The sequence below is a fragment of the Aeromonas caviae genome, from assembly GCF_000819785.1.
GTDB classification, from domain to species: Bacteria; Pseudomonadota; Gammaproteobacteria; order Enterobacterales; family Aeromonadaceae; genus Aeromonas; species Aeromonas caviae.
Map to the genome: position 1 here is coordinate 1 of NZ_CDBK01000110.1, position 24,253 is coordinate 24,253.

Genomic DNA, 24,253 nt, shown 5'->3' on the forward strand with positions numbered 1-24,253 from the left:
GAAAACCAGGGGCGATTCACCCACCTCGATTGCCTCGTTCACCTTGTCCATTATTTATTTTCCCTATTGCCAACTACCAACGTAGACATTGTGTCTAGTTCGCCGTTGTAGCCATTTAATGTAACAGGACCGCTACTGCTACAGCTGCCCTTGAAAATAAACTCCCGCTGAATCATGCCCCCGAGATAGCCCAGTTCCAGCTTGATGGCCGAATTGGTATCCACACCCAGCGGCAGGGAATAGACCATATCATCCCAACGCCCTCGTAGCGTCTCTATCACCTTGGGTTTCATTGCAGCCAGATAACGGTCCAGCTCCTGTTTGGAGCGCGCGGAGATCATTTGGCCAGCACTGGCAAGTGGTTGCAAAGTGACATTTAACCCTATGGGTTGTCCTCGTAAATGGGCAGGGAGTGAGAGTTCCAACTGTCACTAGGAACGACCTGTGTCCATCCACCCCTGAGGTGCGGTGCGTACCACAGTCAAACTGCCCCCTGGCTTATTGACCAGCATTTCAAAAGGAACCAGATCATCTACGATAGACTGATTGCACCAGAGTTGATTGAAATCACCACTTTTTTGACACCAATAATTTCTCTATAACTGTCACATCTGACAAATGTATTACTCGAAGGATTTACTTATTGATCTCATCCATCCTTCTTGGCGTGCCAACATCCAATACACCAACGGGAGCTCTGCGAAGAGATAATTCGCTTTTAAACTCTCTATATTCATTACACCCAAGTTCTTTCATTAAGCTTGATAAGATTTTATATAGTTCACCTTCATTACAATATAAATAAGAGAACTCGAACCAACTGAATGGAATGATATCAAAGCGAATAAGGCTTCTATTTTTCACAACTTTCACAACATATTTTTTATCTTTATTAAAAACCGTGTATTCAACTGATACTTTCTTTTCGAAGTTAGTAAAAAAAACAGCAAAGAGCGCCATGCCACCTGCACCAACCAGTGCTAACGGTCCCAATACAGCCACCGCCATCACGCAAACCACCACCCCAAGCCAAGCCAAGCCACGCACTATGGTGTAGGCCACTTCGGGAATGGCATCATGATAAGTGGTGATTAAGCCTTCTGTCGTCAGCCGATAATGGTAGTTTTTATCAGCCATCACCAAGTAACGTAAATAGAGCGTCATCACTATCGACATTCCGACCATCATATAAACAAAAGTCCAATCATTATCCCCAGCAAACCATACCGCTGCACCTCCAAATAGCATCATAGAGCCAACGACTATTAATATCATTGGCCATGCAAATGCTGTAGACACCCGGATATCCCATTCATGAAGAGTTTGTGCCTCACGCACCCTTTTCTGATTGGCATCGATTATGCGTTGTTGCTCTTCCTGCGGTAGCTGATGGAAAGGAGTCTCCTGCTCATTGCCCTCAATAACTTCGTTTTTCTTTTCCATTATTTATTCCCTTGCTTTCCGATTACCAGCGTCAAAAACACCATGGCGGCGAACCAATGTAACAGGACCGATGCTAAGGTTGAGCCAAGAGCAATAAACATGAAAGTCTCTCAGAATGATTATTTTAGCTCATCCAGTGTTCTTGGTACGCCTACATCCAGAGAACTGTGAGGAGCTATATTTAATGACAATATAGTTTTAAATTCCCTATACTCCCGGCAATTTAATATTGGCAACAAGGATGCCAATATTTTTTTCAATTCGTTTTTATAGCAGTAAAAATTTGCAAAGCCTGAATAACCAAACGGAATGGTTTCGAATTGAACGAAGGCTGCGTTATTGACAACCTTAATCACATTGGTTTTATTTTTATTGAACAATGTATATTCTATATGCTCTTCCTTTTTGAAATCAGTGAAGAAAATTGCAAAAATAGCCATGCCACCAGCACCGACCAAGGATAGCGGCCCTAATATGGCTACTGCCATAATACATACAAGTACACCCAACCAAGCAAGACCACGGACTACGGTGTATGCAATCTCCGGGATGGCATCCTGATAAGTCACAATTAGACCTTCCGTAGTAAGTCGGTATTTGTAATTTTTATCCGCCATCACCAAATAACGAAAATAAGGTATCATTACAGCAGTAACGCCCAACATAATATAAACAACGCTCCAATCCTCACCTGCAGTCAATAACAGCCCCCCCCCCCCAAGAAATAGTATCGAAAAGAGGCTCGTTATCATAATGATAATCCAGGCTAATGGCGTGGGAACCCTGATATCCCATTCATGGAGAGTTGGTGCCTCACGCACTCTCTTCTGATTGGCATCGATAATGCGCTGTTGCTCTTCCTGCGGTAACAGATGAAATGGGGTTTCCTGCTCGCTCACCTCGATTGCCTCGTTCACCTTGTCCATCAATTATTCCCCAACTTGCCGACCACCAACGCGGGCATGGTACCCAGATCGCCGCTGCTGCTATTCAATGTGACAGGGCCGCCACTGCTACTGCTGCCCTTGAAAATAAACTCCCGCTGAATCATGCCCCCGAGATAGCCCAGTTCCAGTTTGATAGCCGAATTGGTATCAATCCCCAGCGGCAGGGTATAGACCATATCATCCCAACGCCCTCGTAGAGTCTCTATCACCTTGGGTTGCATCGCAGCTTGATAGCGCACCAGCTCCTCCTTAGAGCGCACCGGTACCATTTGACCGGCGCGAGCAATTAGCTGGCCGATGACCTTCAGCCCTATGCTCTGCCCTCGCAAGTGCGCAGGGAGCGAGAGTTGCAACTGCCACTGGGGACGACCGGTATCCATCCCCCCCTGAGGTGCGGTGCGTACCACAGTCAAACTGGCCCCTGGTTTATTGACCAGCATTTCAAAGCGAGCCAACTCATCTTCGGCAGACCAGTTGGCAGGCTGCTTGCCCCAGGTGGATTGCAACAACCACTTCTCCAGATCCGAGCGTTTAAAAATATTGAGCAGCACAGTCAACACCAGATAGGCCGCACCCAACACAAAGAACCCCACGCCCATCCAAGTTGCACAGATGGCTCCGATGGATGAATAACCCAGTAAACCATTGATACCTAATTGCACAATCTGTGCAAAAAAAATAAAGAACTGCCCGCCCAATACGCCCATCTTCATCTGTGAGAGGGTCTTCTCCATACCACTAATTAGGGGATCATGAGTTGCCTGCAAAGTGTCCCACATCTCTGCCCCTGCTGCTGCCATACCGAGGCCAGCAAATGCCAACATCCGTAGAGAGAAGGCTTTAACTAGGACGCCATGCTCCCCATCTTTTGCCGTCTTTATTGACAATAAAGTCAGCGCCTTATCTCCGGCACTTGATATCTTGATTTTCTCCCAGACAGCCCCCTGATAGAGCGCGGCGATGGCATTGCCCGTCCAGGCAAAGGCAGAGCCCAGCTGCAAATTGGCCCGTTCCCGGCCGATGGACTGGGCGTTTTGCGCCGTCCCTGCGATGACCACAGTCAGATTCCAGAGGTTGAGCAGGGCAACCAGCCCGCCAAAGGTCGCCAGATTGGGAATTCTCTCGTTCATGGCCGTGATGCGTTGATTCACGCCGCTACGTACGCTCGCCAGATAGTCACCAACATATTGTCTGGCTTGTTGCTGGTAGAGATCGCCTTTCAGTTTCACCAGCAGGGGCATTTCGCTGGCAATCAGGGTATCAAGCTGTTGCTGCAAGGTTTTTAGCTGACCGTTGATGGCCTTCACCGTGGTGCTGCGCCCAGGAGGGGGGGAGCTGATGGCCGACATCTCCTTCACAATGATCCAGACCTTCTGCTGGAAGCGGTTGTGGAGCATCCGATAGTCTCGGTTGACCTGCAGCGGCTGGTCGCCGAGCAGGGATTCCAGCAGTACCAGTCTGAGGTTGCCCGCCAGGCTGTTCTTCCAGGCATGGGGCAAGATGGCCGCCATGATCTGGGCGTGAGCCCCCTTGGCCATGGACTTTCCAGCCATTTTCATGGCTTCAATGACGGCTTCGATCGTCTGGAACCAGGACTTTTGCTTGAATCTCTCGTCCCCCAATAGCGTCTCCAGATCAGCCGTTCTGCCATAGAGGGCTGTCATATCCCCAGAGGAGGTGCTGAGCCAAGCATTGTCTACCGTCAGCTCGCTCAATCCCTTGTGCAACGCGGCATCAAAGCCATAAGGGGCTAGCGCCAGCAAGTTGTCGCGGCTCTTTTCGCCCAGCAGCTTCTCCAGCGCTTTCTTCCTCTCCTCCGTGCGGCAGCTAAGAGAGAGAACCGGCCCGGCCTCGGCAAACAGGGTCTGCAGATAGGCTTGTCCTTGGGTCGTTCTGTTGTCCAGACCGAAGGGCAGCGGATCGGCCTTGAGGCGGGTCACACCGTTGAACAGGTCTTCATGAGCCCGCGTCAGGGCCAGCTCCAGCTCATTGAGTGGCACCTGATACTGCTTGATAAAGGCATTGAGCCCGCTCCAGTTGACCTCATCCTGGAAGGCGGCGCGCTCTTTCCATTGGGAAACCTGTTTTTGGGATGGGTTGAAACCATATTGTTCCCGCAAGATTTTCAGCTTCTCATCAGCCCGTTTCTCCATGGGGGAGTTGAACCGCACCATCCCGGGCTCTGCCGTCATGCTCTCCATGTCGGCGAGGTAGCGATCCCCAAGATAATCATCCAGCGCCTCTTCAAAGGCCTGGGTCCTGGCGACATTGCCCCTGACGGAGGCGGGCAACTCCTTCTCGTCGAGCCGCACCCTGGCCAGGTTGCGCGTGACCTCCGCCATCATCAGCTTGTGGCTGTTGACCTTGATGGTGGCATCATCTTTCCCCAGCAGAGCTTCGCGCTTGGCGAGCAGTTGATTGACCTTCATGGAAAGGTCGGCAAGGTCGGCCAGCGGGTCCTCCAGAGCGACCACCATGGCGCTCTTGGGATCCGGTATGCCCGCCTTGTAGGCAGTCGCTGAACTCGCCGGTTTGTGAGCCAGCAACTTGATCCCCTGCTTGTCCTCTTCGGCAGGCTTGGCAAGGGGGGTAGAAGAGAGCACAAATCCCTTGTTGGACATCCCCAGGTCCGCAACCTTGTCGAGCACATCTGGCAGACCGCAATGAGGGGCCTTCATGGTGCTGGCAAAACTGCCCAGTTTCACCTGCCGCATCCAGGTGGTGCGCAAACCGCCGCTCTTTTCCATCTCATTCTTGATGCGCCCCGTCCAGCGCTGGGGAGAATAAGCGAGGGAGAGGGTATGGCTCGCCGGGTAGAGCAGATGCCCCTTGCTTCCCTTGCTCTGGCTGATGAAGGTCGCTCCCTTTATCTCGTACTCATCAAATGTCTTGGTCTTTTCGTCATACACATAGAGCCAGCCATCGCGCAGTTGGCGCAAGGCATAACCGCTCTCTTTCAACTTGAGAGGCACCACAAAGCCTGCTCCGGCGGGGACTGGGTGAGGCTGCTTTTGTGGCGGGGAGAACGGCTCATCCAGGGCATAACGCACCGGGATGATGGCAATCTTCTTGTTCTTGAGCGGACAGACTCCTGCCGGGCTCTTGCTGTCAGTCGTGTTTGCACACTGGGCGGCTTGATTGGGCGTACTCATGCGTCTTGATCCTTGTTGCTCAATGCGGCAGCAAGCTCGGCGGCCTGCTCGATACGTTGCGAAGGGGTCTGGGGCGAACGCTGGGTAATCAACGCCTTGATCCGGGGATGCTCATCTTCATCAAACCAGTCACTGCCGAGATACCCCATCACATTGAAAAACAGCAGCAGATCCCGCTCGCTCTCGAATCCCTGGGCATAGGCGTAATCAGCCCAATGGGCAATCCAGGCCATGGGTTCTTGCAGCGTCAGCATGCGAGCCCCAAACCAGGTGTGCATGTGTGCTCTTATCCCATCGAGGGTGCGCAACCAGCTCACCTCTCCCAGACGGCGCCACTGCACGTCGGAAAGTCGCAGACGTTCCCCCATGGGGGACCCCATTCCAGGCGCGGCAACCTTGTGCTGCCACACCTGCTCCTCCCCCTGCCGGGTCGGGATCCAGACTTGAGCCACCCCCTGCCAGAGCCAGGGTTCATCATCCATAAACAGCCGCCACATGGTCTCCGGCATGGCCAGCTTGAGCAAAATCCTGCTGCCATAGGGACTCTCCACCTCGATAAGCCCACGCAGTCGCTCGGCCAACGGCAACAGAGAAAGAGGGGACGATAACAGGTAACCCCATGATGCATCGCGGTTTTGCATAAACCAATCCAGCAGATTGGGCGTTGCACAGACCAGACAGGGGCTCACTTCTCGCAAGCTGTCCCAGGGGGCGTGAAGGTAAACGGGCTGATAGGAAGGCGATGGGTCCTGCTCGAACAACGCGCGCTCCAGCGCGGGAATGCGCGCCCCATCGAGCAACAGATAGAGTTGCTCACCGCTGTTCAGCTCGATGTCGGGACGCTCTGCGACGAAAGCCATGGCCATCAGCCACCACCCTCCTGTCTGGCCAGTTGCTCACAGATCTCACACACAGGTTCGGCAGACTTGAGCGTTGCAATTTGGCGCACCGGATCCATAGGCACAGGTGGCGCCACCACCTCAACCGCTCCGGGCTGGATCGGCATCTGGCCACCCCAGCCAGAGCCAGACCCCGTGCTGCCGCCTGAGTTCATCTTGATGGAGCCGCCCGAGAGGGTGACACCGCTCGGGTCGATTTTGACAAAACTCCCCCCCACCTTGAGGGTCAGCTCGGCACCCGCCTCCATCACTATCTTCATGCCCGCCTTGTGATGTACCTCGCTTCCAGCCTCAACCAGCAGGGACTGGCCGAGCTTCTGGTGCAGGCTGGCATCCACGGTCAGGGAATAGTCGGCCTTGATGTGATCGCGTTTCTCTCCATTGACGGTGAGATGGTCATTGGCCTTGATGCGGGTCACCCGCTCATTGTCGATGTCCCTGTGTTCGTCGTGCTTGATATGCCAGGCAGCATCGTTTTCGATAAGCACATTCAGGTCTTTCTGACCGTGGATGTAAATCTCTTCCTGCCCCGCCTGGTCTTCAAAGCGCAGCTCGTTGAAACCCTCCCCCTGGTGGGTTTCGGTGCGCAGCACGGTGCGGGTCTTGTTGGCAGGCAGCTCGTAGGGCGGCCGGTTGGTGGCGTGGAAGGTGCGGCCGGTCACGATGGGCTGGTCGGGGTCCCCTTCCAGGAAACTCACGATGACCTCGTGGCCGATGCGCGGGATGGCCATCATGCCGTACTGACCGCCAGCCCAGCCTTGCGAGACCCGCACCCAGCAGGAGCTCTGGTCGTTGGAGCTGCCATATCTATCCCACGGGAATTGCAGTTTCACCCGGCCGTGCTCGTCGCAGTAAATCTCCTCACCGTCGGGGCCCACCACCATGGCAATTTGCGGGCCATCCACCATCGGCTTATGAGGGACTTCCGGGCTGCCGATGCGCGCTCGCCAGGTGGTGCTGGCTTTCACTACGCCAAATTCGTTGTGATAGACGGTAGGGCCGCTCCCCCCCTCCTCCTCCAGCGCCTGGGGCTGCAAGCCGGTGTGCTGGATGCGCACCACTTGCCAGTCGGTGTTGAGGTTGCCGTTGGGATGTTCGGTGAGCGAGAAGCTCTGCCCCGGCATAAGGGCTGCGCTATTCGACTTGCCACTGCCCGCCACAGCATCATTGCGCAGGGCATCCAGCCGGTGCTGGGCAAACGCCTTGCCGCTCTGGTCCGCTTTGTAGCGGCCCGGGAAATCGAAGTGCTGGTAGGTATTCCGTTGATGCGCAAGCTCTGCCCCCACCTTCTTGTGGGAGAGGCCGTAGGCCGGGGTCTTGAAGCTGTAGTCTTTGAGCTCCACATCCGAGGGGCGCACAGCCTCCCGATAGTGGAACTGCCGCACATAGGGCCCTTGTTCCAGGGAGCGGTTGCCGAGGTTTAAGAAGAGCTCGGGGCCTTGAGTCAATGCCGCCGCGTCGTCGGCAAAGACGATGCGGTGCTTGCCCACTTCAAACTCGTGGAAGTAGAACATCCCCTCTTCGGCGGCGAGGCGGTTCACGAAATCGAGGTCGCTCTCCCGATATTGAACGCAGTATTCCCGCTTGGTGTGCTCATTCTTGAGGGCAAAGGCATAGTCGGTGATGCCGTGCTCTTGCAAAAGAATGCTGAGGATTTCATCGGGCTTCTGCGCCTGGAAGATGCGGGAATTCTGGCGCAAAGAGAGTCGCCACAGGGCCGGCTGCACCATGAGCTGATAGCGGGTGCGGCGAAAACCGCAGTCCCCTTGCGCGAAGTCACTGACCACCCCGCACACCCGGCGCTGCAGCTCGCCGTTGTACCACACCAGCAGCTCGCACGGCTGGTCCAGCACGGCGCCAACGTCGATGTCGGGCTGGGCACTCGCCAGCTCCAGGCGCAGATTGAACGGCCGGTTCAGCGCTTCATCCAGCGCAAATTCGGCCACCACGAAGGTGCTCTCGGGCAGAGCCCCTACCTTGACGGTAAATTGTAATCCTGTGCTGTCTGCCATCGCTGCGCGCCCCTGAAATATCGTGCGGCCCCATCAGGTGGGGCACATCAAGCCATGTGAGAGCTTCGCCATCGCCTGGATTTTTCTTTCACCATGGCTGCCGCACGCCCTTGACGGCGTGCGGCAAGACGTAAACTCGGATTTTTTCTTGCACCCGCTCACACTAGGCAAACGGACAGAAGAAAAAATGCGTGGGTTGAAAAACCGGAAAGAAGGTCTCCGGGCAGGTTGTCCTTGCAGAGACGATAAAAGGGCACCGCAAGCAGTGCCCTTGGGCTCGGAATTACGCTTCGATCGGCGCGCGCCAGTCATCCGCACCAGAGGTGCCGGCAACGGTGTGCTCCCAATCGATCTTGCGGTAGGCCATGGAGACCTGGATCAGCTGGGTGAAGTCGGACTTCGCCGGATCCTGGCAGTGGGGCATCTGGCAGTCGATGTCAACGATGGTGGCATCGGTCAGCACAGTGCTGAAGAAGTGCTCCTGCTTGCCCTCGACGGAGGTGCGGTACCACTTCAGGGTCACTTTCGGCAGCATCTCGCCGGAGGCCAGGGAGTTGTACATCAGCGGCACGGCCTTGTTCAGGGCAACGGTGAACTTGAACGGCTTGTGGACGCGCTGACCCGCCGGCTGACCGGATTGCGGATCGGTCGGCACGGTGACGACGTGCTGGAACTCTTGTACCAGCATCTCGTCTTCGTGGCCCTGCACGAAGATGTTGCCGACGGAATCGGAGGTGAAGGCACCGGCGGTGATGTTGCCCTGGGTTTTACCTTCGATGCTGATATAACATGGGGTTGGCATGGAATTGCTCCTGATGGTTGAACGGTTATGACACTCGCCCGAATCCGTTAGCAGCGTCCATGCCACTCTTTTTACCCATTACATTTCAATCAGTTATAAAAAAATCCCCCACAAGGCAGTAGGCTTGGCGCAATAAGTTGTACTTTTCAACACGTTTGACCATCAGTCATTGCACTGGCAGTTCAATCTTCTGGTATGCGCGCAATTTTTTGCGCCAATCCGACGGGAACACTACTGTTCATCCACATTGGCGACGGCGGCCAGCTCTACATTCAACCTCACCACCCCCTGTTTCAGCGCCCAGGAGATCGCCTGGCACTTGCTGCTGGCCCCCAGCTTGGTGACCACATTGTTCAGATGAAAGGTCACCGTGCGCGGGGTGATCCCCAGGATCTGCGCAATATCGCTCGTCTGCTTCCCTTCCGCCGCCCAGCGGCATACCTCCAGCTCGCGCAGGCTCAGGGCATCATGAGAGGACTCCCCTACCAGACAGACCCTCACCACCGCCTCGAAGATATGCATGGATAGCCAGCTGAGAAAAGGCACCGCGGAAAGCCACTGCGCTCTGGTGCGAGGCGTGCTGGTGATCAGGGAGAGCAGGCCCACATGACCGTTGGCTCCGTGCCAGGGAAACGTAATGCCGTCGCGCAATCCCGCCTGCTGCGCGAGCGTCATCACCGCAAGGCGCTCATCGTCACAGACCCCCTGCACCATGAGATCCGCCCACAGGATGGGGGTGCTCTGCTCCATGCCGCGCTGGACGACGGGATCGATGGCAAAGAAGTTGGCCTGGGTATAGGCGTCAACCCACTCCTGAGGACAACCATTGAAGATGGTGACATCCGGTCGCTGTATGGTGCTGGGAGACATCAGGGCCAATCTGAAGTAGTCAAATCCCGCCTGTGTCGTCAACTGGCGCAGCAACGCCACTATGGTGTGCTCATCGTCGGCCTGTTCGAACCGGGAGATGAGATCTAACGCGTAGCTTGTATCCATGTTGTCGAATTGTTTTCAAATGGTGTCGGCATTGTTTTTCATGAAACCCAATGGGAGCTGAATCACGTGCCAACAAATAGAAACGGAACCCGTGAAACCCTGATCTCAGGGCCCGCCACTAGCCTCGGGGGCTCGCTCTCGGCGGGATGGAGGGCATGACGCAGAGCGAAATACCAATAACCAGAACTTAACTGCATTAAAATCACGAGTTTTTGCAAAAAACATCGCAATCATATAACAGCACTCGACGGGGAAGGGATAATAAACTTTCCAGATGAGACCTTGGTCACTGACAGGCCGATCGTTTTGTGTCCCGTCCCCCGTTTCTGGCCCTTTACGGGCTTCCCCGGCCTGGCACCGGCTGTTAACATGCGCCCCTTATGCCTGTTATGTGCTCTGGGGTGGCCGTCACGCCGCCCTGACCCTGCCCTGTGCGGCCTCTGCCGCCTGACTCCGGTTATGCCGACCGGTCGGTTTACCCGGCCACCAACAGCCAATGCAACCCTGTGATCCCCGCCATTTCCCCTGATTTGCGGGCCTGTGGCCATGGACCCTCAACGAGCGAGAAAATCCCCATGCTGGAACGTGCAAGACAAGAGTGGTTCTCCAACATACGGGGCGATCTGCTGTCGGGTATCGTCGTCGCCCTGGCGCTGATCCCGGAGGCCATCGCCTTCTCCATCATTGCGGGCGTCGACCCCAAGGTCGGCCTCTATGCCTCCTTCTGCATCGCCGTGGTCATCGCCTTCGTCGGCGGTCGTCCCGGCATGATTTCCGCCGCCACCGGCGCCATGGCGCTCCTGATGGTGACCCTGGTCAGGGAACATGGCCTGCAGTATCTGCTGGCGGCCACCCTGCTCACCGGCCTCTTCCAGATAGCGGCGGGCTACCTCAGGCTCGGCAGCCTGATGCGATTCGTCTCCCGCTCCGTGGTGACCGGCTTCGTCAACGCCCTGGCCATCCTTATCTTCATGGCCCAGCTGCCCGAACTCACCAACGTCACCTGGCAGGTCTACGTCATGACCGCGGCCGGGCTTGGCATCATCTATCTGTTCCCCCTCGTTCCCGTGGTGGGCAAACTGCTCCCCTCCCCCCTGCTGTGCATCGTCGTCCTGACGGCGGTGGCCATCACCCTGGGCATCGACATCCGTACCGTGGGCGACATGGGCGAGCTGCCCGATACCCTGCCGGTCTTCCTCTGGCCCGACGTGCCCCTCAATCTGGAGACCCTGGCCATCATCTTCCCCTATTCAGCGGGGCTGGCGGTGGTGGGACTGCTCGAGTCCATGATGACGGCAGCCATCGTCGACGAGATGACCGACACCCCAAGCGATCGCAACCGCGAGTGCAAGGGTCAGGGGATCGCCAACATAGGCGCCGCTCTGCTGGGAGGCATGGCGGGGACCCTGCTCATCCTGATGGTGGTCTTCATGGATGAGTGGATCCGTCAGATCCCCATGGCCGCCCTGGTGGCCGTGATGATCATGGTCTCCATCGGCACGTTTTCCTGGGAGTCGGTACGCAACCTGAAGAGCCACCCCCTCTCCACCAACCTGGTGATGGTGACCACTGTCGCCGTGGTGGTCGCGACCCACAACCTGGCACTCGGGGTCTTCGTGGGGGTGCTGCTCGCCTCTCTCTTCTTCGCCCACAAGGTTGCCCGCGTCATGCTGGTCAAGAGCGACAGCGAGCGCAGCGGCGCCGTGCGTACCTATCTGGTGCGGGGCCAGGTCTTCTTTGCCAGCGCCGAGCAGTTCCTGGCCAGTTTCGATTTCAGGGAGGAAGTGGAGAAGGTGGTCATCGACCTGACGCACGCCCACTTCTGGGACATCACCGCCATCACGGCCCTCGACAAGGTGGTCATCAAGTTCCGCCGCGAGGGGAAAGAGGTGGCGGTCATCGGCCTGAACGACGCCAGTGCCACCCTGGTCGATCGCTTTGCCATCCACGACAAACGTCAGGAGGGAGAGCCCCTGCTGGCCGAGCATTGATCCCGGCGCCCCATGAGGGCGCTGCCTGCAAGCCATAAAAAAAAGCCCGTCTCTCCCCATGAGATGGGCTTTTTTTGGGCTGTTGGATCACAGTCAACACACGCGCCTCGGCTCGCCCATCCCGAGCCGATGCGGCAACGCGGGGTCATGACCTGCCGTCAGGGTGCAAGAGGGGCCATGAAAGCAGGAACAGGGTGCCGCCCCGCCCGCCGGGTTGGCAGACCGCACTGCCGCCGTGGGCCTCGGCAATCGCCTTGACCACGGCCAGCCCGAGCCCGCTGCCGCCACTCTTGCGTGAGCGTGACGGATCCCCCCGGCGAAACGCCTCGAAGATATGGGCGGCGACCTCCTCGCTGATGCCAGGCCCTTCGTCTTCCACGCTCAGGATGCACTGGGTGCCCGAACGATGCAGGCGCACGGTCAGCATGCCCGGCACCGCGTGCTTCTGGGCATTTTCCAGCAGCGCCATCAGGGCCTGACGGATGCGAAGTGCATCGCAACAGACACAGAGTTCGGCATCGAGCTCCCGTTTGAGGGTGAAACCGCTCGCAGCCAGAGGGGTGGCAAACGCCTCGAGCACCACGGCAAGCTCGTCGGCCAGCCTGATCGCCTCTCGTTGCAGCTCTAGGTGGCCGCTGTCGTTGAGACTGAGCACCCGCAAATCTTCGATCAGGTGGGTCAATCCCTCCACCTGACGCAGCAACCCTTCAAAGAGCGCACGCTCTGGCGGAAATACCCCTTCGGCCAGCCCCTGCAAGCGGCCACGCAAGATGGTCACCGGGGTGCGCAACTCGTGGGCGATGGCGGCATTCCAGAACTCCCGCTCGCGGGTCATGCTCTGCAGTCGCTCGGCCATGGTGTTGAAGTCCCGCACCAGTTGCGCCGTCTCCCCGATCGCCTGTTCATCCAGCGGCACGCGCGCATCGAGTTTGCCCTCTGCCACCTCGCGCAGGCTGTTCGCCACCGAATTGAGCGGGGTCAGGATGCGCCGAGAGAGGCGCACCGCCACGTACAGCGCCATCCCCAATGCAATAAGAATGGTCGAGCCGATCCAGATCATCTCGACCCTGGAGGGCATCCAGCTCTCGGAGATGCTGCCAGGCACATAGGTCACGGCAATGGCGTAGAACACATAGGTGCCGATCACCGCGAGGCAGATGATGCCGAGTGCCATCAGCCCCAGGGAGCGGATGATTTGCCTGCGCAGGCCGGGTGCCGATGTCACGCATCGCCCCCGAAGCGATAGCCGACGCCCCAGACACTGGCGGGCACCCCCTGGATGCCCTGTGCCTCCAGCTTCTTGCGCAGCTTGCTGATGTGGCTGTCCACCGTGCGCTCCTGGGTATCCCCCTCCGGCAGGCAGTGGGTCAGCAGTTCGGCGCGGCTGAACACCCGCTTGGGTGCCCGCATCAGGGAGGCGAGCAACTTGAACTCGGTCAGGGTCAGATCCAGCATCTGCTGCCCCTCATCGCGGCAAATGCTGGCCTCGTGGCTCTCCAGATCGATCTGGAAGGGGCCGACCCGCAGCACCCGGGCCGTGGCCTGTTTTGCTGCCTGGCTGCGTCTGAGCACCGCCTGTACCCGAGCCACCACTTCGGCCGGGTTGAAGGGTTTGACCACATAGTCATCCGCCCCCATGCGCAGCCCCATTAGCTTGTCGAGGTCCTGATCCAGAGCGGTCAGCATGATCACCGGCGTGTCGCCACGGGCCCGGATCTCGCTGAGCACCTGCCAGCCATCGAGCTGCGGCATCTGCACATCCAGCAACAGGAGCTCGGGTTTGCATGTCTGGTGCATGGCCAGGGCTTCGCGGCCATCGGCGGCATGCAGGGTGCGCAATCCGTGGCGTTGCAGGTAAGCGGCGAGGATGTCGGCTATCTCGGCTTCATCCTCTGCAATCAGTACCAGTGACTGGGCCGCCGGGTTGGCGGAAGCAGGAAGATACGACATGGTCGGCCTCGAAAATGGTGGGTTTGAACTTTATCACCGCCTCCATGGATTCTCCACAAAGCCTCGAATCATTCGCAATAGCCCCTCTCCATAATGCCCGCTCGATGTGCTCTCGCGGCAACACCATGCCCGGGAGGCGGTTTAACGAGGTGAGTATGATGTTTGTCAAACAGCGGTATGCGGGCGCTTTGCTCGCCGTCATTGCCGTATTCGGATTGGCAGGTTGCGATGGGGCGACGCAAGCGCAAGATGCGCCGGCCCTTCCTCAGGTGTCGGTGATGACGCTGGCAGGTCAGGATCTGGTCATCAGCGAGGATCTGCCCGCCCGGGTAGCCGCGGTGCGAAGCGCCGAAATTCGGGCCCAGATCAGCGGCATCGTGCAGCGCCGCCTGTTCGAGCAGGGTGCCGAGATCAACGCAGGCACCCTGCTCTTCCAGATAAATCCGGCCCCCTTCAAGGCGGATGTCGACAGCGCCGCCGCCGCATTGCAGCGCGCGGAGGCCGTGCTGGCCCGTGCCCGCATCCAGATTGACCGTCTGGTGCCGCTGCTGCGCACCGAGGCCATCAGCCGCCAGACCTATGACGATGCCGTCTCCCAGCGTGATCAGGCGGCCGCCGACGTGGCCCAGGCCAGGGCGACCCTGGCTCGGCACCAGCTGAACCTGCAATTTGCCAGCGTGGAAGCCCCCATCGCCGGGCGCATCGATCAGGCGCTGGTGAGTGAAGGGGCCCTGGTGTCCCCCACCGATGCCACCCCCATGGCCAGGATCCAGCAGATCGATCAGGTCTACGTCGATGTGCGTCAACCGGCCTCTGTGCTCGACACCCTGCGCCAGCAGGCTGGCTCGACGGCACCGGAACTGGCGGTGGACATCCTCGGCAGCGACGGCAAGCCGCTCGGCATGCAGGGGCACATCCTCTTCTCCGGCATCGAGGTGGATGCCGGGACCGGTGACGTACTGCTGCGGGTACTGGTGGACAACCCGGAGCGGCGGCTCTTGCCCGGCCTCTACGTACAGGCGCGCATTCCCCGTGCCCGCTATGCCAACGCCCTGAGCGTGCCTCAGCAGGCGGTGGTGCGCACATCGGGCCAGACCAGCGTGTGGGTGGTGGATGGCCAGGGGCAGGCACAACTGGTTCCGGTCAACACCGCTGAACTGGTGAATAGCCAGTACCGCATCGCGTCCGGGCTCAACGCCGGACAGCGGGTGGTGCTCGAGGGGATCGACCGCCTGACCCCGGGGACGCAAGTCATTGCCCATCCCTGGCAATCCCCCGCCGTCAGCCAGCAGGCTGACGCCGGTAACCGTTGAATCGGAGACATTTCATGCCGCAGTTTTTCATTCATCGCCCGGTGTTTGCCTGGGTGATCGCCCTGTTCATCGTGCTGGCGGGGGTCATCGCCATCCCCAAGCTGCCCATCTCCCGCTATCCCTCGGTGGCGCCGGTGTCGGTGACCCTCTATGCCACCTATCCGGGCGCCACGCCGCAGACCCTGAACGATGCGGTGGTGAGCCTGATCGAGCGCGAGCTGTCTGGGGTGAAGAACCTGCTCTACTTCGAGTCGTCGGTAGATGCCTCCGGCAGCGCGCAGATCACCGCCACCTTCAAGCCGGGCACCGATCCGGAGCTGGCCCAGATGGACGTGCAAAACCGCATCAAGGCGGTCGAGCCTCGCTTGCCACAGGCGGTGCGGCAAACCGGCCTGCAGGTGGAGTCCGCCTCGTCCGGCTTTCTGATGATGGTCGGCATGACTTCACCGGATGGCCGCTTCGATGAGGTCGTGCTGAACAACTACATGGCGCGCAATATCGTGCAGGAGCTACGCCGCATCGACGGGGTGGGGCGAGTGCAGCTGTTCGGCGCCGAGCAGGCCATGCGCATCTGGGTGGATCCGGGCAAGCTCGCCGCCTACGGGTTGACCATCAGCGAGGTGGCGCAGGCCATCGAGCAGCAGAACGTGCAGATTGCACCGGGGCGCCTCGGCGACGAACCCGCCCTGCCTGGCCAGCGACTGACGGTTCCCCTCACGGTAGAGGGGCAGCTGACCACTCCCGAGGCATTCGCCGCCATCGTGCTGCGGGCCGGTAGTGATGGCGCCAAGCTGGTGCTGGGTGACGTGGCCCGGGTCGAGCTGGGGGCGCAATCCTACGCCTTTTCCAACCGCGAGAACGGGGTGGCTGCCACCAGCGCCGCCATCCAGCTCTCCCCCGGCGCCAACGCCGTGCGCACCGCCGATGCGGTGCGCACTCGCCTTGCCCAGCTCGCCCCCACCCTGCCGGCGGGCATGGCCTATTCGATCCCCTTTGACTCGGCCCCCTTCGTCAAGGTCTCCATCGACAAGGTGATCCACACCCTGCTGGAAGCCATGGTGCTGGTGTTCCTGGTGATGTTCCTCTTCCTGCAGAACCTGCGCTACACCCTGATCCCGGCCATCGTCGCCCCCATCGCCCTGCTCGGCACCTTCGCGGTGATGCTGCTGGCCGGCTTTTCCATCAACTCCCTGACCATGTTCGGCATGGTGCTGGCCATCGGCATCATCGTCGACGACGCCATCGTGGTGGTGGAGAACGTCGAGCGCCTGATGGCCACCCAGGGGCTATCGCCCAGGGAGGCGACATCGCGGGCCATGAAGGAGATCACCGGGGCGGTGATCGGCATCACTCTGGTGCTCACGGCGGTGTTCATCCCCATGGCGTTCGGCAGCGGCTCCGTGGGGGTCATCTACCAGCAGTTCACCCTGTCGATGGCGGTGTCGATCCTGATTTCCGCCTTCCTCGCCCTGACCCTGACGCCGGCGCTCTGCGCCACCCTGCTGCGTCCGGTCAGCCCGGATCACCATGAGAAGCGCGGTTTCTTCGGCGCCTTCAACCGGGGCGTCGAGCGGCTCACCGCAGGCTACAGCGTTCGGGTCACCCGGCTGGTCGGGCGCAGCGGACGCATGATGGTCACCTTCGCCGCCCTCTGCGCCGTGCTGGCCATTGCGGCCACCCAGCTGCCCTCCTCTTTCCTGCCGGACGAGGATCAGGGCTACTTCATGACCTCCATCCAGTTGCCGACCGGCGCCACCAGCGAGCGCACCCTGGCCGTCATCAAGGAGTTCGAGGCCCATGTGGCCTCTCGCGAGGCGCTCGACACCAACCTGGTGGTACAGGGCTTCAGCTTCTCCGGCGCCGGCCCCAATGCGGCCATGGCCTTCACCATGCTCAAAGAGTGGGACCAGCGTCATGGTGCCACGGCCACCGAAGAGGCGGAGCTGGCACAGGCCGCCATGGCCAACAACAAGGAAGGCACTGTGATGAGCCTGTTGCCGCCCGCCATCGACGAACTGGGCACCTCTTCGGGTTTCACGCTCTTCCTGCAAGACAGGGCCAACCAGGGAGAGGCCGCGCTGCAGGCCGCCCAGGCGCAACTGCTGGCACTGGCGGCCCAAAGCGAGCTGGTGAGCGATGTCTATCCCGACAGCCTGCCCCCCGGCGAGAGCATTCACCTCGAGATCAACCGGCAGAAGGCCGAGGCCATGGGACTCTCGTTCACCAGCGTGAGCAGCACCCTGTCGGCGGCGATGGGATCGCTCTACATCAACGACTTTCCCAACGGCGGGCACATGCAGCAGGTCATCCTGCAGGCCGACGCGTCGGCGCGCATGCAGCTCGATGACGTACTCGGCCTGCGGGTGCGCAATGCCAGCGGCGGCATGGTGCCCCTGCGGGAGGTGGTGACGCCGACCTGGCGCCAGTCGCCGCAACAGATGATGCGTTTTGATGGTTTCCCCGCCGTGCGTCTTTCCGGGAGTGCCGCCCCCGGGGTGTCCAGTGGCGCCGCGATGGCGGAAATGGATCGCCTGGTGGCGCAATTGCCGCCAGGCTTCGCCCTGGCCTGGACGGGACAGTCGCTGCAGGAGCGCCAGTCGGCGGCCGAGGCCCCCCTGCTGATGCTGCTGTCGGCGCTGGTGGTCTTCCTGGTGCTGGCCGCGCTCTACGAGAGCTGGTCCATTCCGCTCTCCGTGATGCTGGTGGTCCCCCTGGGCCTGCTCGGCGCCGTGGCGGCGGTGATGCTGCGCGGCATGCCCAACGACGTCTTCTTCAAGGTGGGCATGATCACCATCATCGGCCTGTCGGCCAAGAACGCCATCCTCATCGTGGAGTTTGCCCGCCTGTTGCACGGCGAAGGGCGCTCGCTGCTTGACGCTGCGGTGACCGCCGCACGCCTGCGTCTGCGCCCCATCCTGATGACGTCGCTCGCCTTCACCCTCGGCGTGGTGCCGCTGATGCTCGCCAGTGGTGCCAGCGCGGAGACCCAGCATGCCATCGGCACCGGCGTGTTCGGCGGCATGATCAGCGGCACCCTGCTGGCCATCTTCTTCGTGCCGGTCTTTTTTGTCTTCGTCATCGGCACCCAGGCGCGCATTCAGGCCTGGCGAGCACAGCACCGATCATGCTGACCGCTGTGCGGGTTTGCTGGCCCTGGGGAAGCGATGAATATGCAATGCATGCCTGGCACCATTCTGCGTTCCTTCGAAGAGGATGAGCGCGCCATGGTGCCGGGCCTGTGGTTCATGACCGATGCCGCGGGGACCGCCTTATCGCGGGTTACCTCTCCAGGATTTGTGACCAGCCCTCCGTCGCCGGTGCATCCTTGGACTTCTCCAAGATGGCAATCTGCTATCTGGCACAGGGGGCTTGCACCATCCCGGGTTGGTGCCGACCCAGCAGGAACCCGGCCTCAGCATCGCTCTGACGACCGACTCCCTTGGCCTCATCGACTGCATGCTGTCTGCCATCACCAGTCAAGGCTGGACACTCCTGGTGCTTGAACCGCTGAAGAGGCCCCGCAAGGTTGATGACACCCTGGTTCTCATGCAATACACCATGAAATCGAAGTCAATTTAAGTGTTGCTCAGAAATCGACACATCGCAATCACCTCAGATACATTGCAGATCTACTCCGATACTTTCCCTCTGATCGTCAGTCTCAAGAGAAAAATAAAATAAACCATTAAAAACAACATCATAAACTCTTTTCATTTAAGGATAACTCTTTCTTGCACATCCCATCAGCTGGTCGTCAGGACACGTTTTCTGTGATTTGAAACACAAACTTTGATCATCACAGGGGATAAGCATTGCATTGGAAATCGATTTCAAGAAAATGAAGCCAGCATGATTTGTCTTGGCATCGATTGCATAGTGTCTGTTTGAGTCTTGACGGTTCATCGCGGTGGATATTTTTCCCATTGATTGGAGTGGTCAGTATGAATGCATCAAAAAAAGGACTTTTGGCGTCGTTGATCGCCGCTGCCCTGCTTGGCGGGTGTGGTGGGGCCGATAATATCGACTCGAATAGTGGCAACACCGGTGGTAATAACGGTGGCGACAACGGTGGCACCACGCCCCCTGGCGACAGCACCCTGATCCTGTTCGGGGTCGGTGCCAATGGGGGTACAACCCCCAGCATCCAGTCAGAGAAGGACAACTGGAGCTTGCAACCGGTCACCGCTTCTCCCGTCGCCATGACCAGCATCAGCGCCGTGCTCATCAACAATGCCGGTACCGATGACACCGCCGATGTGCAGGTAGCCGGTGACGGAGATGGCACCTTCATGCTCAAATCCGCCACCCCTCTGAACCTGAGCAAATACGCCTCCGGTTTCATCGAGTTCCAGCTGCGGACCAAGAGCAAGGTGCCGGAAGTGCTCAATGCCTCCATCGACAACGAGTATCCCAACCGCAGCAGCCTGCCCATTGCCAGCGCCCTGACCGGTTCCGGCGACTGGGAAACGCTCACGCTGCCCATCAACTGCATGAAGCCCTTCCCCGGTGCCACGGCCATCAACCTCGCCACTGTGGGCACACCGTTCCACCTGGCCACCAAAGAAGCCTTCAACTACGAAATCACCAACATCAAGTACCTGCTCACCACCTCGGCCAAGCCCGTTGTCGACCCGGTCACCTGTGAAGCGCCTGGCGGCGCTACCGACCCGGGCACAGACCCAGGCACCGACCCGGGAACCGATCCTGGCACCGATCCAGGTACCAATCCGGACACAGGCTCCGGCGTCAACAATGCCCCCGCGCTGGTGGCCACCGATGCCGCACTCTACTACTCCGGTGACAAGAGCCAGGCCTTGGACCGCAGCGCCGATTACCCGGCAGCCAGCTTCGGCGGCACCCTGACCGATGAAAACCAGGTCATCACCATGGACCTGCCAGGCAATGGCGCCGCCTTCCTCGGGACCGACAGCGCCAATGGGGATCTCTCCGCCTATCAGGACGGCGCCATGCTGCTCGACCTGAAAGTCTCCAGCTACGGTGACTCCCCCAACATCCAGATCCGCATGGACGGTACCGCAGGCCCGGACTTTGGCACCTTCTTCACCATGGACAGCAACATCGTGCCCGATGACGACACCTGGTACCGCTGCATCCTGCCGGTCGCCTCTCTCATTCCGGCGGCCAACACAGGCTCGGTGCAAAAGGCGCTCTACCTGAGCGGGGCCTGGGACTCCATGGCCGGTCTGCGCTTCGCCTTCACCAACGTGGCCCTGAAAACAGCCATCCCGGCAGACTTTGACAGCAATCAGCCCTGCCAGCAGATCAAGTGACAAGGCATTGAATCTTCGAGAAATCGATTGAAAATTATTTTCTACGGATTGGAGCAATAAGATGAAATTGAAGTCACTCGCCTTGTTTGTCGGGGCATGTTGCGGGCTGGCAATGCCCGCAGTATCGAATGCCGCCGAGAGTTTTGGCTTCCACGGTTATATTCGTGCCGGCTCGATGTTTGACGCCAAGGACAACTTCGCCAAGGCGGGGTACGAATATGAGATGGACAAGACCATGGGGCGCCTGGGCTCCGAGCTGGACAACAGCTGGGAAGCGGGGCTGAACAAGTTGTGGGATCTGGGCAGCAACAAGTCGGTCAACATCCACTTCAAGGTGGAGTCCGATGCCGATGGCCTGCAAACCCGTGCCGCGCCTCGCGAAAGCGGTGTGTCAGAAACCTATGTGGAGCTGGGTGGCATCACCCCGACCGGGACCATGTGGGGTGGCCTGCGCTATTACGACCGCGAGAACTACATCTGGACCACCGACTATTTCTACACGGACTACTCGGGAACCGGCGTCGGCATCAAAGCCATGGAGATGGCGGGTGGCAAGTGGGACTTTGCCTATATCAACAGCAACGACACCAGCCACTCCGACCGCGCCAATGGCACTGAAGCCACCATGCACACCCTCCACACCAGCGCCCTCTACGGTGCCTGGGACATGGAGATCGCACTCAAGCAGATGCCCAGCAACGAGTTCACCGGCGACAACAAGCAATATGCGACCAAGGGGGCAGAAGGAACCGTCATCTATTCCCGCGACGACTTCTTCTTCATGCCGGGGGGCTTCTCCAAGTTCATCGCCCAGGCAGGACGTGGGCTGGGTTCAGGGGACTTGCTGGGTGCCAACCTGACCAATACCGCCATGTATCGCAAGGGCTCCCTGTATCAGAAGACACTGCAGGACAAGGCGGATGGCTATAAACCCTACCAGTCCAAGGTGATGGAAGGCGATCAATCCTACCGCCTCTTCCTCTGGGGTGGCTGGTATGGCGCCAATATTCATCTGCTGCCGACCCTCTCCTACCAGTACAACGACTACGAGCTGGGTGGCCATGATTCCTGGTATGCCGCATCTCTGCGCCCGGTATTCCCGATCAATGAGTTCTTCTCCATCCAGACGGAAGTCGGATATGTGAAAAACAACCTGATCATCGACAACGTCGAACGGGGTGGCACCTCTCACAAGGTCAGCATAGTGCCGACCTTCACCGTCAATACCGGCATGGGGCCCTCACCGGAGATCCGCATTCTGACGACCTATGTCGATCACAACAACGAGACCCCCTGGCAGGAAGACCGGGAAGATTTCCTGGTCGGTGTACAGGCGGACATGTGGTGGTAGGTTAGGTCGCGATACTTATCTGCACTATAATCTCGGGTCCCTTGGGGGACCCGCATTGCATACGAGGAAACACGATGAAGGGAACGAAGCAGTGTCTGCCTTTCCTGGTCAGTCTGCTGATGGCCGGATGCGCCGGCATGGGCCCGGAGCATTCGCCAGGATCGGCAGTCTCCGCCCTGCAGCAACAGGTTGAGCAAGGTCGGGAACAATTGTCGAACAAGGTGGCGGTCGAGTCGTTCAAGGAACTTCGCTTCCAGTCCCTCGGGCAGGAGAGCCGCTGGGTCGATGTGAGCACCGACAGCCAGGTCTATGCATTTGATTCAGGCAAAAGCTATGTAATGGCCTTCTCGCTGCCCGAAGTCAGCCAGGCGACTCGCGTCAAAATAACCATTCCGGTCGACTATACCGTCTTCCTGCCCAGCATCCTGTTGCTGGACGAGCAATACAACGCCGTTCAAACCATTCCCGGTTCCACATTCAGTTATGACGGTCGTTCGTTAATTTCAGGGCAGAACATTCAGGGGGAATTCACCATTCCAGCCCCCATCGGCAGCGCTCGGGCCGCCTATATGGTGATCTATTCCACGGCGAAGGACATGCAGGGCAGTACCCGGCTCAACCCGGACGATCTCCAGCGCGCCATGCAATATGATCGCACCACGGATGTCGCCCGCCTCATCAATGTGGAAGTGCCTCACTCTGCTACCGGGCGCCTATATTTGACGCTGGACGCAGAGCCCGCTGCAAATGCGACGCAGATCGCAAAAACCATATCGCCCGTGATGGTCTCACCAGATAAATCGTTGGGTGAACTGGATTATTATCAGCATATTCGCACTGCCGTTCAGAGCAAAAACTATGAGCAGGCGCTCGCCTGGGTCAAAGCCGCCGAGCAAGCCGGTTTTACCAAGGCAAAAGAGGTCTTTTTTGCCGCCCAGCAGTAGCATTCCCTCCCCTGGCAAGGCGCATCATCGCTTGTCACCACCAGGGGAAACGGGTATCCTAACTTGCTGATTTATTAAGAAGATATTCATATAACACTGGCCATGACCAGGGGTTTTCACAGTCGAGTACGGAGGGGGGATGTCGAAGTCAGCTCAGGAGAAAAAAGCCACTGTCTATGATATCGCCCGCCGAGCCGGTGTCTCGGCAAGCACTGTATCCCGGATATTGAACGGCTCGGCCAAAGTGGCCGCAGATAAACGTCAGGCGGTGGAAGATGCCATTCAGGAATTGAATTTTCGTCCCAACCTGATGGCGCAATATTTGAAAACGGGTCAGTCCATGACTCTGGGTGTTTTGACCCAACATGTGGAGAGTCCATTTTCCAACGAAATGTTGCGGGGTGTTGAACACACTCTTCAGGGCATGGAGTATGTGCCGCTGATTGTCAGTGGTCACTGGAATGCGGAAGAAGAAGTTGAGCGGTTGCGCCTGCTGGTGGCCCGGCGGGTTGATGGCCTTATTATTTTGACCGGCCACGTCAATCAGCAAACACTGCTCGAGTTTTCCCAGCAAATACCGATTGTGGCCACAGGTCACAATATCATGACCGAGCGGGTACACTCCTTCAGCATCAATAACCGGCTGGGTGGCTACATGGCGACTCGCTATTTATTGGATCTGGGTCATCGTGACATCGCCCATATCGTCGGTTTACCGGATCATAACGATGCCATCGAGCGTCATCATGGCTATCGCCAAGCCCTAGTGAGCGCAGGTATCGAATATGACCCCTCCCTGGTCATCCAGGGGGATTTCGCCGAGGTCGGCGGGCTCAATGCCGTCAAGAAGCTGGTGGAGAGCGGCCGGAAATTCTCCGCCATCTTCTGCGCCAACGATCAGACCTGTTACGGGGCCATTCTGGGGCTCAAGCAGTGCGGCTTGCGGGTGCCTGAGGATGTCTCTCTCATCGGTTTTGACGACCTGCCCTTCTCCACCTTTTCCAACCCGCCATTGACCACGGTGCGCCAGCCCATCTACGAGATGGGAGTCAAGATGGTCAAGACTCTGTTGGGTTTGATTGAGAACACGGAGCTGAACTCGGACGAACTGCCCGAATTGAGCATTGTGGTGCGTGATACCACACTGCCCTACAAGGGGTGA

General features: G+C 58.7%; 17 protein-coding genes. 7 read left to right on the top strand and 10 right to left on the bottom strand.

All coding sequences use genetic code 11. The features are described from left to right. Nucleotides 1–50: 50 nt before the first annotated feature. From BN1120_RS19805 to BN1120_RS19840, 8 genes are all read right to left on the bottom strand, one after another. Nucleotides 51–368, bottom strand: coding sequence for a hypothetical protein (locus BN1120_RS19805; protein ID WP_145983735.1), 318 nt, complete (start codon nt 366–368; stop codon nt 51–53). Between the two features lie 268 nt (nt 369–636). Next, entirely contained in the window at nt 637–1,443 is an 807-nt protein-coding gene (locus tag BN1120_RS20465) for a hypothetical protein (protein ID WP_052455438.1), read from the bottom strand. Nucleotides 1,444–1,562: 119 nt separating this feature from the next. Further along, nucleotides 1,563–2,369 carry a hypothetical protein gene (locus BN1120_RS19815; RefSeq protein WP_042017689.1) on the bottom strand — a complete coding sequence of 269 codons (807 nt, stop codon included), beginning with the start codon at nt 2,367–2,369 and terminating at the stop codon, nt 1,563–1,565. After that, on the bottom strand, nt 2,369–5,542 hold the full coding sequence (locus tag BN1120_RS19820; protein WP_042017690.1) for a T6SS effector BTH_I2691 family protein: 3,174 nt from the start codon (nt 5,540–5,542) through the stop codon (nt 2,369–2,371). The genes BN1120_RS19815 and BN1120_RS19820 overlap by 1 nt, the downstream gene beginning before the upstream one ends. Continuing rightward, nucleotides 5,539–6,408 (bottom strand): DUF4123 domain-containing protein, encoded by an 870-nt coding sequence (locus BN1120_RS19825; RefSeq protein WP_042017691.1) that lies wholly within the window; start codon nt 6,406–6,408, stop codon nt 5,539–5,541. Before BN1120_RS19825 ends, BN1120_RS19820 begins: the two co-directional genes overlap by 4 nt. Continuing rightward, on the bottom strand, nt 6,408–8,453 hold the full coding sequence (locus BN1120_RS19830) for a type VI secretion system Vgr family protein (RefSeq protein ID WP_042017692.1): 2,046 nt from the start codon (nt 8,451–8,453) through the stop codon (nt 6,408–6,410). The genes BN1120_RS19825 and BN1120_RS19830 overlap by 1 nt, the downstream gene beginning before the upstream one ends. Before the next feature lie 283 nt (nt 8,454–8,736). Further along, complete coding sequence (gene hcp1, locus BN1120_RS19835) at nt 8,737–9,255, bottom strand: type VI secretion system effector Hcp1 (protein WP_005332563.1); 519 nt, start codon at nt 9,253–9,255, stop codon at nt 8,737–8,739. Nucleotides 9,256–9,486: 231 nt separating this feature from the next. Further along, nucleotides 9,487–10,251, bottom strand: a complete 765-nt coding sequence (locus BN1120_RS19840; protein ID WP_041214665.1) for a LuxR family transcriptional regulator — start codon at nt 10,249–10,251, stop codon at nt 9,487–9,489. Nucleotides 10,252–10,826: 575 nt separating this feature from the next. Between BN1120_RS19840 and BN1120_RS19845 the strand changes: the two genes are divergently transcribed. Then, nucleotides 10,827–12,242, top strand: a complete 1,416-nt coding sequence (locus BN1120_RS19845) for a SulP family inorganic anion transporter (protein ID WP_042017694.1) — start codon at nt 10,827–10,829, stop codon at nt 12,240–12,242. Between the two features lie 145 nt (nt 12,243–12,387). On the opposite strand, the gene BN1120_RS19850 is transcribed toward BN1120_RS19845, so the two are convergent. Continuing rightward, nucleotides 12,388–13,467, bottom strand: a complete 1,080-nt coding sequence (locus BN1120_RS19850; protein WP_080768130.1) for an ATP-binding protein — start codon at nt 13,465–13,467, stop codon at nt 12,388–12,390. Next, nucleotides 13,464–14,192 (bottom strand): response regulator, encoded by a 729-nt coding sequence (locus BN1120_RS19855; RefSeq protein WP_042017695.1) that lies wholly within the window; start codon nt 14,190–14,192, stop codon nt 13,464–13,466. The genes BN1120_RS19850 and BN1120_RS19855 overlap by 4 nt, the downstream gene beginning before the upstream one ends. Nucleotides 14,193–14,347: 155 nt before the next feature. On the opposite strand from BN1120_RS19855, the gene BN1120_RS19860 reads away from it, so the two are divergent. The 6 genes from BN1120_RS19860 (at nt 14,348) to BN1120_RS19890 (ending at nt 24,253) form a co-directional block, all read left to right on the top strand. Next, nucleotides 14,348–15,505 carry an efflux RND transporter periplasmic adaptor subunit gene (locus BN1120_RS19860; RefSeq protein ID WP_042017696.1) on the top strand — a complete coding sequence of 386 codons (1,158 nt, stop codon included), beginning with the start codon at nt 14,348–14,350 and terminating at the stop codon, nt 15,503–15,505. 14 nt (nt 15,506–15,519) lie between these two features. Then, on the top strand, nt 15,520–18,636 hold the full coding sequence (locus BN1120_RS19865; RefSeq protein ID WP_042017697.1) for a multidrug efflux RND transporter permease subunit: 3,117 nt from the start codon (nt 15,520–15,522) through the stop codon (nt 18,634–18,636). Between the two features lie 810 nt (nt 18,637–19,446). Next, nucleotides 19,447–20,796, top strand: coding sequence for a putative glycoside hydrolase (locus BN1120_RS19875; RefSeq protein ID WP_139739425.1), 1,350 nt, complete (start codon nt 19,447–19,449; stop codon nt 20,794–20,796). A 61-nt stretch (nt 20,797–20,857) separates the two neighbouring features. Further along, entirely contained in the window at nt 20,858–22,147 is a 1,290-nt protein-coding gene (locus BN1120_RS19880; RefSeq protein WP_041214661.1) for a carbohydrate porin, read from the top strand. A 74-nt stretch (nt 22,148–22,221) separates the two neighbouring features. Then, entirely contained in the window at nt 22,222–23,091 is an 870-nt protein-coding gene (locus BN1120_RS19885; protein WP_039041337.1) for a MalM family protein, read from the top strand. Between the two features lie 139 nt (nt 23,092–23,230). Beyond that, nucleotides 23,231–24,253 carry a LacI family DNA-binding transcriptional regulator gene (locus BN1120_RS19890; RefSeq protein WP_039041338.1) on the top strand — a complete coding sequence of 341 codons (1,023 nt, stop codon included), beginning with the start codon at nt 23,231–23,233 and terminating at the stop codon, nt 24,251–24,253.